The 12,538-nt window shown below is 69.1% G+C and carries 9 protein-coding genes; 6 read left to right on the top strand and 3 right to left on the bottom strand.

Annotated elements, in window-relative coordinates; genetic code table 11:
* Positions 1–138 precede the first annotated feature (138 nt).
* From xylF to AC3WQM_RS28675, 4 genes are all read left to right on the top strand, one after another.
* Positions 139–1,161 (top strand): D-xylose ABC transporter substrate-binding protein, encoded by a 1,023-nt coding sequence (gene xylF / locus AC3WQM_RS28690; RefSeq protein WP_492683438.1) that lies wholly within the window; start codon positions 139–141, stop codon positions 1,159–1,161.
* A gap of 147 nt (positions 1,162–1,308) precedes the next feature.
* On the top strand, positions 1,309–2,499 hold the full coding sequence (locus AC3WQM_RS28685; protein ID WP_492683409.1) for a sugar ABC transporter permease: 1,191 nt from the start codon (positions 1,309–1,311) through the stop codon (positions 2,497–2,499).
* 1 nt (position 2,500) lies between these two features.
* Positions 2,501–3,304, top strand: a complete 804-nt coding sequence (locus AC3WQM_RS28680; RefSeq protein ID WP_492683408.1) for an ATP-binding cassette domain-containing protein — start codon at positions 2,501–2,503, stop codon at positions 3,302–3,304.
* On the top strand, positions 3,301–4,455 hold the full coding sequence (locus tag AC3WQM_RS28675) for an ROK family transcriptional regulator (protein WP_492683407.1): 1,155 nt from the start codon (positions 3,301–3,303) through the stop codon (positions 4,453–4,455). The genes AC3WQM_RS28680 and AC3WQM_RS28675 overlap by 4 nt, the downstream gene beginning before the upstream one ends.
* 4 nt (positions 4,456–4,459) lie before the next feature.
* On the opposite strand, the gene AC3WQM_RS28670 is transcribed toward AC3WQM_RS28675, so the two are convergent.
* A complete protein-coding gene (locus AC3WQM_RS28670; protein WP_492683406.1) occupies positions 4,460–5,713 on the bottom strand; it encodes a helix-turn-helix domain-containing protein in 1,254 nt (417 codons plus the stop codon).
* Between the two features lie 143 nt (positions 5,714–5,856).
* Between AC3WQM_RS28670 and AC3WQM_RS28665 the strand changes: the two genes are divergently transcribed.
* Complete coding sequence (locus AC3WQM_RS28665; RefSeq protein ID WP_492683405.1) at positions 5,857–7,986, top strand: PQQ-dependent dehydrogenase, methanol/ethanol family; 2,130 nt, start codon at positions 5,857–5,859, stop codon at positions 7,984–7,986.
* A 63-nt stretch (positions 7,987–8,049) separates the two neighbouring features.
* Here the strand turns inward: AC3WQM_RS28665 and AC3WQM_RS28660 are convergent, their stop codons facing one another.
* Complete coding sequence (locus AC3WQM_RS28660) at positions 8,050–9,033, bottom strand: helix-turn-helix transcriptional regulator (protein ID WP_492683404.1); 984 nt, start codon at positions 9,031–9,033, stop codon at positions 8,050–8,052.
* A gap of 181 nt (positions 9,034–9,214) precedes the next feature.
* Between AC3WQM_RS28660 and AC3WQM_RS28655 the strand changes: the two genes are divergently transcribed.
* Positions 9,215–11,341: a carboxypeptidase regulatory-like domain-containing protein gene (locus AC3WQM_RS28655; protein WP_492683403.1), complete on the top strand. Its 2,127-nt coding sequence runs from the start codon at positions 9,215–9,217 to the stop codon at positions 11,339–11,341.
* An 81-nt stretch (positions 11,342–11,422) separates the two neighbouring features.
* Here the strand turns inward: AC3WQM_RS28655 and AC3WQM_RS28650 are convergent, their stop codons facing one another.
* On the bottom strand, positions 11,423–12,397 hold the full coding sequence (locus tag AC3WQM_RS28650; protein WP_489061214.1) for a tripartite tricarboxylate transporter substrate-binding protein: 975 nt from the start codon (positions 12,395–12,397) through the stop codon (positions 11,423–11,425).
* Positions 12,398–12,538 lie beyond the last annotated feature (141 nt).

The following is a 12,538-nucleotide window of genomic DNA, read 5'->3' as shown; positions in this document are numbered from 1 at the left end:
AGCCCATCACCCATCCGTGCCTTCCCCCACATCTCGGGGAATTCCCGGGTGCCCGGAACCTCCCGCCGATGGGATAGTTAGTTCGCCACTCAAACTAACTACCCCGGCCCACCGTTCTGAGGAGAGACACCGATGCAACTGACAACGAAAAACACCCTGGCCGCCCTGGCGTTCGGTCTCACGGCCGTGGGCGCGATGGCGCAGACCGTGGTCGGCGTGAGCTGGTCCAACTTCCAGGAAGAACGCTGGAAGACCGACGAGGCCGCGATCAAGGCGCAGCTGGAAAAACTCGGCGCGAAGTACATCAGCGCCGACGCGGGCGGTTCGCCCGAGAAGCAGCTGGGCGACATCGAGGGGCTGATGTCCAAGGGCGCGAAGGCGCTGATCGTGCTGGCGATGGACAAGGACGCGATCCTGCCCGCCGTCACGAAGGCCACGCGGCAGAAGGTGCCGGTGGTGGCGTACGACCGGCTGATCGAGGCGCCCGGCGTGTTCTACATCACCTTCGACAACGTCGAGGTCGGGCGCATGGAGGCGCGCGAGGTGCTCAAGGTCAAGCCCAAGGGCAACTACGTGATCATCAAGGGCTCGCCGAGCGACCCGAACGCCGACTTCCTGCGCGCCGGCCAGCAGGAAGTGCTGGACGCCGCGATCAAGAAGGGCGACATCAAGATCGTCGGCGACGAGTACACCGAAGGCTGGAAGCCCGAGGTGGCGCAGAAGAACATGGAGCAGATCCTCACCAAGAACGGCAACAAGGTCGACGCGGTGGTGGCGGCCAACGACGGCACGGCCGGCGGCGCGGTCGCTGCGCTCACGGCCAAGGGCCTGCGCGGCATTCCGGTGTCGGGCCAGGACGCCGACTTCGCCGCGCTGAACCGCGTGGCGCTGGGCACGCAGACCGCGACGATCTGGAAGGACTCGCGCGAGCTCGGCCGCGAAGCCGCCACGGCCGCGGTCTCGTTGGCGGCCGGCAAGGCGGTCGAGAAGGCCGCGCCCTGGGCCGGCGGTGCCAAGAAGCTCTCGCTGTCCTCCCGCCTGCTGACGCCGGTGCCGATCACGCGCGACAACCTCGACGTGATCGTCAAGGCCGGCTGGATCAAGAAGGACGAACTCTGCAAGGGCGTCTCGGGCGCGAACGCGCCCGCGGCCTGCAAGTAACGCCGCAACCACCGGCGCGTTCGGCCCTTTTCTGAACGGCTGAACGCGCCGCTCCATCTCTTCGCAACATGGCTTCCGGCCGACCCGCAAGGGCCCGCCGGTGGGCGGTTGCGCACCTGTAGTCCGTCCTGAGGGGGCTTGAAAAAAATGAGCGATCCAACACCCGGCTGGTGGTGCCGCACCGGCATCGACCTGCGCCTGCTCCTGATGTGCGTGCTGCTGGCCGCGATGGCGGTGGCGTTCAGCATCATGTCGGGCGGCGTGTTCCTCTCGCCCGAGAACCTCTACAACGTCGCGCAGCAGACGGCGGTGGTCGGCATCGTCTCCACGGTGATGGTGCTGATCATCGTGGCGCGCCACATCGACCTGTCGGTGGGTTCGGTGATGGGCTTCGTCGGCGTGCTCATCGCCTACCTGCAGTACACCTCGGGCTGGTCGTGGCCCACGGCCTGCCTCGCGGGGCTCGCGGTGGCGCTCCTGGTGTCGATCTACCAGGGCTGGCTCACGGCGGTGCTGGGCGTGCCGTCGTTCGTGGTCACGCTGGGTGGGCTGATGTCGTTTCGCGGCGCGGCCTTCCTCGTGGCCGACGGCAAGACGCAGCCGGTGAACGACGAGTTCTTCCAGCGCCTGGGCGGCGGCTACGACGGCGGCATCGGCGTCACGGCCAGCTGGGTGCTCGCGGGGCTGGTGGCGCTGGTGCTGTTCGGGCGCATGGTGCAAAAGCGCCGCGCGCGCCAGCGCTACGACATGCCGACCGAGGCGCTGTGGCTCGACGTGCTGCTCACCGCAGTGCCGGTGGCGGTGGTGGTCGGCTTCGCCTGGGTGATGAACAGCTACCAGATCTCGTCCAAGAGCGAGCCGCAGGGCATTCCGATTCCGGTGCTGATCTGGGCGGCGGTGGCGATCGTGCTGTCGTTCATCGTGCACCGCACGCGCTTCGGGCGCTACGTGTTCGCGATGGGCGGCAACCCCGATGCGGCGGCGCTGGTGGGCATTCCGGTGCAGCGTGTCACGCTGATGCTGTTCGCGCTGCTGGCGGTGCTGGTGACGGTGGCGGCCATCGTGTCGATCGCGCGGCTCAACGCGGGCACCAACTCGCTGGGCACGGGCATGGAGCTGTACGTGATCGCGGCGGCCGTCATCGGCGGCACGGCGCTGGCGGGCGGCAGCGGCTCGATCTTCGGTTCGGTGCTGGGCGCGCTGATCATGCAGTCGCTGGACAGCGGCATGCTGCTGCTCGACGTGCCCATCGGCAAGCGCATGGTGATCATCGGCCAGGTGCTGATCGTCGCCGTCGTCTTCGACGTGCTGTACCGCCGCAAGTTCGGGGAGAACTGAAATGGCCGACATCGACAAGACCCAACCGCTCGTCGAGCTGCGCGAGATCCGCAAGGCCTTCGGCGGCGTGAAGGCCGTGGACGGCGTGAGCATCAACCTCTACCCCGGCGAAGTGGTGGCGCTCCTGGGCCACAACGGCGCGGGCAAGTCCACGCTGATGAAGATGCTCGCGGGCGCCTACCCGATCGATTCGGGCGACACGCTCATCGCGGGCGAGAAGGTCCACATCCGCACGCCCGCTGAGGCGCAGGCCCAAGGCATCGAGACCATCTACCAGACGCTCGCGCTGGCCGACAACCTCGACTCGGTGGCCAATCTCTTTCTGGGCCGCGAGAAGATGACGGCGTGGAACACGCTGGACGACCACTTCATGGAAGTGCAGGCGCGCAAGGTGTTCCAGCGCCTGAACAAGAACTTCACCAACATCCGCATCCCGGTGCGGCGCCTGTCGGGCGGGCAGCGGCAGGTGGTGGCGATCTCCCGCGCGCTGTACTTCAACGCGCGCATCCTCATCATGGACGAGCCCTGCGCCGCGCTCGGTCCCGAAGAGACGGCGATGGTCGGGCGCCTGGTCAAGCAGCTGAAGGACGACGGCGTCGGCATCTTCCTCATCACGCACGACATGCCCGACGTGTTCTCGCTGAGCGACCGGCTCGCGGTGATGAAGAACGGCAAGCTCGTGGGCACTTACCGCACGGCCGACGTGACCGAGGACGAAGTGCTCGGGATGATCATCGCCGGCAAGCGGCCCGAGGGACGCGAACAGGCGCACCACGCGGCAACCGCGGCCACCGCAGCGGCATGAAGACCATCGGCGACCAGCAACTGCTCAAGCGCCTGAACCGCAGCGTGCTGCTGCGGTTGCTGCGCGCGCAGCCGGGCTTGTCGCGTGCGCGCCTTGCGAGCGAAAGCGGGCTCACCAAGTCGACCGTGAGCCTGCTGGTGCGCGAGCTGCTCGACGAGGGCTGGTTGAGCGAATCGGGCGCGGCCGTGGCCGACGGGCTCGGGCGGCCGTCCACGCCGCTGCAGATCAACGTCGGCGTGCGCGCGCTGATGGGCGTGGAGATCGCCGTCGAAACGTTGCGCCTCGTGTGCGTCTCGCTGCAGGGCGAGGTGCTGCATGCGGAAGCCCAGCCGCTGGACGACGGTGAGCCCGCCCGCGTATGCGCACAGCTCGCGCGCATGGCGGCGGCGGCGCACGCGCACCTCGACCAGCGCGGCCTGCGCCTGTCGAGCATCGGCGTGTGCGTGCCCGGCGCGGTGGACGACTGTACGGGCGTGGTCCGCTTCGCGCCCAACCTCGGCTGGCGCAACGTGAACCTGCTGCCCGCGCTCGAAAAGGCACTGGCCGCGGCGGGCCTGCCGGGCGTCACCGTGCAGCTGCAGAACGACGCCGATGCCGCCGCGCTCGGCGAGTACGAGTTCGCGGCGGGCGAGGGCGAAGACCCGCTGATCTTCGTCAACAGCGACGTCGGCGTGGGCGCGGGCGTGGTGCTGAACGACCGCCTCTTCACCGGCGCGCAAGGCATGGCCGGCGAGATCGGCCACACCATCCTGCAGCTGGACGGGCCGCTGTGCTCGTGCGGCCGGCGCGGCTGCGCCGAAGCCTTCTTCGGCTCGCGCGTGCTGGCGCGCGAGGGCGCGGACATGGCGCGCGCCGCCGCCTTCTTCGGCGTGCTGCTGCAGAACCTGTGGGTCACCTTCAACCCGCGCGCGATCGTGCTCGGGGGCAAGGTCTGCGCGGAACACCCGGAGTTCGCGCAGGCCGCATTCGAAGGCGTGAAGGGCCACGCCGAGCGCGCCGGCATGCCCGCGCCGGAGCTGCGCACGGCGCGCTACGAAGCACTCGCGCCCGCGGTGGGGGCAGCGGCGTTGGCGCTGCACGACTACCTGCGGCCGCTGCAGCCCGATGCGAAGGCGCGCCGCGCGCGTGCATTGGCGCGCGCCGGCGCCTGAGCCGTCAGTCCGCTACCGCGCTGCTGTCGTCGTCGCGCCAGCCGCGCAGCCGCCGGTACAGCGTGCCGCGCGACACGCGCAGCTGCCGCGCCGCCTGCGACACGTTGCCGCCGTGCGCCGCGAGCGTGTCTTCGATCAGCTTGCGGCTGTGCTCGCGCAGTGTTTCGGTGGGCGGCGTCTCGCTGACGGGTGCAAGCGCCAAGGGCGGCTCCGCCTGCACGTCGATCGCCACGGGTGCATCGACCTGCGCGCTCGCCATCTCCGGCATCGCCACCGCATGTCGGAAGTCCGCGCCGTCCGCGCCCTTGAGCTGCGCCTGCATCCACACGCCGAGCCCGCTGGCCAGCCGCAGCGGTTGCGCGGCCTCGCGCCGGCCCAGCCGCAGCAGGCTCGCGAGGTCGTGGCCCAGCAGGCATTCCACGTCGCGGTCGTCGGGGGCCTCGGGCAACCGCCCCAGCAGCCGCGCGCCGGCGTTGTTGAGCCAGGCGATGGTGCCGTCGGGTGCGATGCCCGCGAGCGCCTCGAGCGGTGTGCCCAGCAGCGTGGGGCTGGCCTGGAAGCGCAGGATGAGGTGGTCGCGCGACTGTGCCTGCAGCAACCGGTTCTCGATGATGGTGGCGTGCAGCGCGACCATCGAGGCCGCGTCGAAACCGAAGCGCCGCGCTTCCACCGTGAGGTCGAGCACGCCCGCGAGCCGGCCGCTCACGTCGCGGATCGGCGCCGCGGCGCATTGCATGTGGCACAGCACGTCGTAGTAGTGCTCGGCGCCGTCCACGGTACAGGCCTGCCCGGTGCTGGCCACGATGCCCGGCGCCGTGGTGCCCACGACGCGCTCGGAGATGTTCACGCCCAGGCGCGCGGTCTGGCGCAGCACGGGCTGGTGCGTGCCGGCGGGCTGGCTCGTGACGTGCACCACCACGCCGTCGCGGTCGGTCAGGATCACGCGGCAGTCGGTGCCCGCGAGCATGTGCTCCATCTGCGCGAGCTCGTGCCGTGCCACGTCCAGCAGCTCGCGGTTGCGCGCGAGCGTGGTGTGCAGCCGGCTGGGCGTGACCGCGTCGAACGACACCACGCGCTGCCGGTCGGCGTGGGTGCGGCTGCAGCGCATCCACGACTGGATGACCGCCTCGCCGACCAGCCCCGAGGGGCGCACGCCTTCTTCGAAGAACTGCTGCCGCGCTAGCGCCACGCGCTGCGCCGGCGTGCTGGCAAAGAGTTGGCGCGGCGCATCCGCCGTGCCGAGCCTGTCGAGCGCCATGGGTTCGCCGCCTCTTCTGGATTCAGGGACCGTCTCGAATGTGTTCCGCAATGGAACAAGGCTGGACTGGGGAAATCCCGGGGGTGAAGGCTGGCGCCGTGCGAACGATCCTTGGGGCAGAACGACGAAGGAGACAGACCACGATGAAGACGACAACAAAGCCTCTTTCCGGGCGGCGCCTGCTTGCGGGCGCCTTGCTGTGCCTGGGCCTTGCGGCCCCGGCGCTGGCCCAGACCGCGGCCACCCCGCAGGACCGCGCCGGCGCGGCCGCCAAGCGCGTCGACGGCAACTTCGTGCGCGCCAACGCGGCGAAGAAGACGCCCGACTGGCCCAGCCACGGGCTCGACTACGCCGAGTCGCGCTTCAGCAAGCTCGACCAGGTCAACACCGGCAACGTGAAGCAGCTCGGGCTGGTCTGGTCGTACAACCTGGAATCGACGCGCGGCGTGGAAGCCACGCCGCTGGTGGTCGACGGCATCATGTACGTCACGGCCTCGTGGAGCATCGTGCATGCGATCGACACGCGCACCGGGCAGAAGATCTGGACCTTCGATCCGCAGGTCGACAGGTCGAAAGGCTTCAAGGGCTGCTGCGACGTGGTCAACCGCGGCGTGGCGCTGTACGAGGGCCGCGTCTACGTGGCCGCCTACGACGGCCGCCTGATCGCACTGGACGCCGCCACCGGCCAGAAGGTGTGGGAGAAGAACACCATCGACGGCCAGAAGGGCAGCTACACCATCACCGGCGCGCCGCGCGTGTTCAAGGGCAAGGTCATCATCGGCAACGGCGGCGCCGAGTACGGTGTGCGCGGCTACGTCACCGCCTACGACGCGAAGACCGGCGACCAGAAGTGGCGCTGGTTCGTGGTGCCCGGCGACCCGAGCAAGCCCTTCGAGGACGAGTCGATGGCGCGCGCCGCCAAGACCTGGGACCCGAGCGGCAAGTACTGGGAGGCCGGCGGCGGCGGCACCGCCTGGGACAGCTTCGCCTTCGACCCCGAGCTCAACCTGATGTACGTGGGCACCGGCAACGGCTCGCCCTGGGCGGCCAAGGCGCGCAGCCCCAAGGGCGGCGACAACCTGTACCTGGGCTCGGTGGTGGCGCTCGACCCCGATACCGGCAAGTACAAGTGGCACTACCAGGAGACGCCCGGCGACAACTGGGACTACACCTCCACGCAGTCGATGATCCTGGCCGACGTCAAGCTGGGCGGCAAGGCGCGCAAGGTGCTGCTGCACGCGCCCAAGAACGGCTTCTTCTTCGTCATCGACCGCACCAACGGCAAGTTCATCTCGGCGAAGAACTTCGTCGAGGTCAACTGGGCCACGGGCTACGACAAGAACGGCCGGCCGATCGAGATCGCCGCCGCGCGCCAGAACGAGAAGCCGGGCGACAGCATCCCGGGCCCGTTCGGCGCGCACAACTGGCACCCGATGTCCTACAACCCGCAGACCGGCCTGGCCTACCTGCCGGCCCAGCACGTGCCGATCAACCTGATGGACGACAAGGCCTGGAAGTTCGACGAGAACGCGCCCGGCCGGCCGCACGCGGCGCTGGGCTGGAACCTGGGCAAGTTCGCCAACGTCGAGCCGCCCACGAGCAAGCCCTTCGGCCGCCTCGTGGCCTGGGACCCCATCAAGCAGAAGGAAGCCTGGGGCGTGGACTACGCCTCGCCGTGGAACGGCGGCACGCTGACCACCGCGGGCAGCCTGGTGTTCCAGGGCACGGCCGACGGGCGCCTGGTGGCCTACCACGCCAAGACCGGCGAGAAGCTGTGGGAAACGCCCACCGGCACCGGCGTGGTGGCGGCGCCCGCGACCTACATGGTGGACGGCAAGCAGTACGTGTCGGTGGCCGTGGGCTGGGGCGGCGTGTACGGCCTGGCGCAGCGCGCCACCGAGCGCCAGGGCCCGGGCACGGTCTACACCTTCGCGGTCGGCGGCACGGCCAAGATGCCCGCCTTCGTCGAGTACCGCATGGCCAAGCTGGTGCAGGGCGTGAAGTACGACCCAGCCAAGGTCCAGGCCGGCACCATGCTGTACGTGAGCAACTGCGTGTTCTGCCACGGCGTGCCGGGCGTGGACCGCGGCGGCAACATCCCGAACCTGGGCTACCTCGACCCGGCCTACATCGAGAACCTCGACAAGTTCGTGCTCAAGGGCCCGGCCATGTCGCGCGGCATGCCCGACTTCACGGGCAAGCTCTCGGGCGACGACATCGAGAGCATCAAGGCCTTCATCCAGGGCACGGCGGACGCGATCCGGCCGAAGTAGAGGCATCGCGGACTCAAACAGAAAAGGCGCCATCGGCGCCTTTTCTTTTGGGCAGGGCGCTCGTCAGCCCGCCAGCCGCAGCTCGTGGATCAGCCCCGCCACGTTGCCCACCTGCAGCTTGTCGTAGATCGACTGGATGTGGTTGCGCACCGTGGCCGGCGAACGGTTCAGGATGGCGGCCACTTCCTTGTGGGTGTCGCCGCGCGCCAGCAGCTCGGCGATGGTGTGCTCGCGCGGCGTGAGGCTGTCGGCGCGGCAGCGATGGCGGCACTTGAGGAACAGCAGGCGCTGCTCGACGCGGTGCGTGACCACGATCTCGCGGCCGTTGAAGCGCGCATGGCCCTGCAGGAAGTGCTGCAGCAGCGCATCGGGCAGCGTGCGGCCGTGCCAGGCCGGCCACTCGGCCTTCAGCATGGCCTCGAACAGCCGGTCGGCGTGGTACAGCACGCCGCGCAGGTCGCCGATGGCCGAGCCGCCGGGCGACGCGCTGCCCGCCTCGAGGCGGTCCAGGTGCATCACGCGGTTCAGCGCCAGCGCCTGCATCACGTGCGGCGCGAGGCTCTCGAGCAGCTGCCGCTCGGCCTCCGACGGGTGGGCCTGCGGGTCGGCGCGGAACAGGCTGAGCCAGTGCACGAAGTTCGTCTGCGGGTTCGCGTCCGAGCTGATGAAGAAGTTGGCCTGCTCGAAGCGTCGGCCGTGCTCGCGCAGCGCGGCCTGGTCGTCGCGGCAGAACCAGGCGTCGGCGTTGAAGGCGAGCGTCGACTTCGGCCGCCTGGCCACCTCGACGGCGGCCGTGTCCATGTGCTTGACCTGCTCGTAGGCCATGACCATCTCGACCGGCTGGTTGTGCAGGTGGATCGTGTGGATGTCGATGCCGTGGTCGGTGCGGGTGGCGGTGCCCCACATCGACGAGTCGAAGGGCAGCACGGGCTTGAGCAGGTCGAGCGCCGCGTCCTGGAAGGCGTCGATGGGCAGCTCGTGCGAGAGGCGGTACAGCCGCAACAGGAGGTCGCTGAAGTCGCGCGGGACGCCGGCCGTGAAGGTCATGCGGGGAGTCTTCCAGCCCCGCCGCCGCATGCCCATCCCATGTTCCGGGGAAGCGTGCGGGGCTCGGCCGCACGGTTTCAAGAATGGTGCATTTGCATCATTTGATTTCCAAAAGCGAAAGCTATTGTTTGCAGCGCCCTCGGTTGCTGACCAGGCCCTTTCCCTTTTCGAGAGACCCACGATGCCCCACCCCACCTCCAGAATTCCCCACGCCCTCTCCCTTGCCACCCTGTTGATCCTCGGCGCCTGCGGCGGCGGTGGGGGTGGCGGAGGCGGCGGTGGTTTCGCGTTTCCCGTCGGCACGGGCAACGGCGGCACGCCGCCCGCCGCCGAGTCGCCCGGCACGTTGAGCGGCACCGTGGCCACCGGCGCGGCCTTTGCCGGCGCCGCGCTCACCGTGTTCGACCAGACCGGCGCCAAGGTCTGCGAAGTGACCGTGCCGGCCGAAGGCACCTACAGCTGCGTGCTGCCCGCGGGCACCAAGGCGCCGCTGGTGATCCAGGCCGTGCGCGACGACCTCACGCTCTACAGCACCACCGCCAGCACCGCCACCGGCACCACCAACGTCACGCCGCTGACCACCGTGGTGGTGGCGCAGCTGTCGCCCAACGGCGACCCGTCGAAGCTGGCCGCCGCCGTGCAGGCCGATGCCGGCGCCGTCACCCCGGGCGCCATCAGCGACCAGGTGGCCAAGCTCGTGGCCGCGCTGAAGCCGCTGCTGGACGCGCTCAACACCCACATCGACCCGATGAGCGGCACCTTCCAGGCCAACGGCACGGGGCAGGACCGCGTGCTCGACACGCTGAACGTGTCGGTGCGTCCCGACGGCACGGCCGCGAACATCGAGATCACCGTCAAGGCGCAGCCCGCGAGCGAAGAGAGCGCGCCCGTGTCCATCGTCTTTCGTACCGGCGAGAGCACCATCGCGCCGCTGCCCGCGGTCGATGCCGCGGCCCTCGTGCAGCCGCCCACGCCGGCGATGGTCAAGGACCTGCTGGACCGCCTCAACGCCTGCTACGCGTTGCCGCTGAACGAGCGCGTGGACAGCACCATCGGCTCCGACGGCAACGCCTTCGGCGAAGCCGCCAACGTGGTTGCGCCGGCCTGCCGCACGCTGTTCGTGGGCGACGACCCGGCCAGCTTCGTCGCGGCCGGCCTGCACATCGGGCGCGCGTCGAGTGGCCCGCGCCGGCCCTTCGAAAGCCTGTTCCGTTTCGGCCCGACGAACCTGAAGCACGACCGCGGCAACTTCGAATACTTCCACCCGGGCGGCGACGTCGCGCTCACCTACCGCTGGACCGACAGCGTGGGCAACACCGACAACGACGTCTTCAACGCCAGGATCGTGAATGGCGCGCTCAAGCTCACCGGCAACAGCAACACCTACCGCGCCGCCGTGCGTCCGCACCAGGAGCTGAAGGACTACCTCAAGCACGCGAACCGCATGTACCACGCCACGGGCTACAACTTCGTGGTGGACAACGTGGTCGACGGCAGCGGCAACCCGGTCTTCTCGAAGGTGGTGGCCACCTCGCCCGCGCTGCCGGGCCGCGAGATCGTCCTGCTGCCCCGCGCCGGGATGAGCAGCCTGGTGCTCACCAACGACGGCACCGCCAGCGGTGACAAGCTGGGTTCGGCGGTCTGGCGCATGGCCGGTCGCTACGTCGATCCGGCGCAGACCGGCAACCCGGCCGATTTCGAGAGCGGCAACCTCTTCGCATCGCCGCAGTTCGACGACACGCAGCTGCGTGCCATTCCCGACCAGACGGTGTGGAAGTTCGAGTTCTTCCTGGCGGCCGGCGGAACCAACCCCGTGCAGTACGCGCGCACCTTCGCGCGCGTGCCGACCGTGGCCGAGGCCGCGCAGCTGCCGACCGTGGAGATGACGCCGGCCCTGCGCGCCGAGCTGATGCCGGAGATCGACGGCGTTGCGCGCGGCATCGTGTTCGGCGCGCCGGTGCCCTCCGACCCCACCGCCAACAACATCGACTTCAGCGCCGAAGGCAACCAGGACGGCTGGTCGGTGCCCAGCGGCGCCTACGCCCCGACCACCTTCCTGGTGGCCGGCCGCGGTCCCAACAACAACCGCTTCACCGACTCGGTGACCGTGCGCACCTCGGCACGCAAGGCCGTCATCTCCTGCCAGCCCGTGAACTCGCCGAGCGACAACCACTGCACCAGCGTGGGCAGCAACGCCTGGCAGTACGCGCAGGGCTCGTCGGTCAGCAGCTTCATCTTCACGGCGCGCACCGCACGCCAGGTCGAGGTGCGCAAGAACTTCGAGGTGTGGACCGTCCCGACGCCCTGAGTCTTTCTCCTGCTGTCACCGCATGAAAAAAGCCGCCGGCCCTTTCGGGTCGGCGGCTTTTTCGATGGGAGATCGAAAGGATCAGTCAGCGTAGACGCCAGCCGCCTTGATGATCGGGCCCCACTTGGCGATTTCGGCGGCAACGAACTTCTTGTGTTCGGCCGGCTCGACGCGCTTGTCGGTGGTGATCACGGCGCCCAGGCCTTCTTCGCGCTTGATGAACGCCGGGTCCTTCATGGCAGCGCGGATGGCTTCGTTGATCTTCTTCAGCACCGGTGCGGGCGTGCCCTTGGGGGCGTACACGCCGTGCCAGATCGACACTTCGAAGCCCTTCAGGCCCGACTCGTCGAGCGTGGGCAGGTCCTTCAGCGCGGGCGTCGTCAGGCGCTTGGCGGTGGTCACGGCGTAGGCCTTGACCTTCTTGGCTTCGATCTGCGACGTGGTGTTGGTGGTCTGGTCGCACAGCAGGTCGATCTGGCCGCCCAGCAGGTCGGCGATGGCCGGCGCGGTGCCCTTGTACGGCACGGGCGTCATTTCGACCTTGAGTGCGCTCTGGAACAGCAGGCCGCACAGGTGCGAGGCGGCGCCCAGGCCGGCGTTGCCCAGGTTGATCTTGCCCTTGTTGGCGTTGATCCAGGTCGCCAGTTCCTTGTAGTTGTTGGCGGGCAGGCCGGGCTTGCCGATGAGCGTCATGGGCACTTCATTGACCATGCCGAGGTATTCGAAGTCGTTCTCGACGCTGAACGGCAGCTTGCGGTACAGCGCCGGCATCGTCGACATGCCGATGTGGTTCAGCAGCAGCGTGTAGCCGTCGGGGTTGGCGCGGGCCACCTTGGCGGTGCCGATCGAGCTGCCGGCGCCGGCGGTGTTGTCCACGATGATCGTCGTGCCCAGCGTCTTCTGCAGCGATTCGGCCAGGTCGCGGGCCACGCGGTCGGTCGGGCCGCCGGCCGAGAAAGGCACCACCAGCGTCACGGGCTTGCCTGCGGGGAAGTCCTGGGCGTGTGCGCCGAAGGCGGCCGCGGCAATCGCCGCGAGGGCGAACAGTTTCTTCATGATGTCTCCGACGGAGTTTTTAAATGGAAAGGGTCGCGATCTTATCGGCTGACCGGGGGCTGACCCATACCGAATAGCCCTTAGGAATGTCACCGTTTTCGCCCCATGCTGGGGCATGATCACGCCCGTCCCGCGCACCCG

Source organism: Variovorax sp. FW301-JW7 (genome assembly GCF_058788795.1).
Note: the sequence above shows the minus strand (reverse complement) of the source record. Positions and strands in the feature narration are given on the sequence as shown.

Excerpts from the sequence above, each read along its gene's own strand:
- AC3WQM_RS28655 (WP_492683403.1), top strand. The coding sequence starts at position 9,215 with ATGCCCCACCCCACCTCCAGAATTCCCCACGCCCTCTCCCTTGCCACC.
- AC3WQM_RS28685 (WP_492683409.1), top strand. The coding sequence starts at position 1,309 with ATGAGCGATCCAACACCCGGCTGGTGGTGCCGCACCGGCATCGACCTG.
- AC3WQM_RS28650 (WP_489061214.1), bottom strand. The coding sequence starts at position 12,397 with ATGAAGAAACTGTTCGCCCTCGCGGCGATTGCCGCGGCCGCCTTCGGC.
- AC3WQM_RS28670 (WP_492683406.1), bottom strand. The coding sequence starts at position 5,713 with ATGGCGCTCGACAGGCTCGGCACGGCGGATGCGCCGCGCCAACTCTTT.
- AC3WQM_RS28675 (WP_492683407.1), top strand. The coding sequence starts at position 3,301 with ATGAAGACCATCGGCGACCAGCAACTGCTCAAGCGCCTGAACCGCAGC.
- AC3WQM_RS28680 (WP_492683408.1), top strand. The coding sequence starts at position 2,501 with ATGGCCGACATCGACAAGACCCAACCGCTCGTCGAGCTGCGCGAGATC.
- AC3WQM_RS28660 (WP_492683404.1), bottom strand. The coding sequence starts at position 9,033 with ATGACCTTCACGGCCGGCGTCCCGCGCGACTTCAGCGACCTCCTGTTG.
- AC3WQM_RS28665 (WP_492683405.1), top strand. The coding sequence starts at position 5,857 with ATGAAGACGACAACAAAGCCTCTTTCCGGGCGGCGCCTGCTTGCGGGC.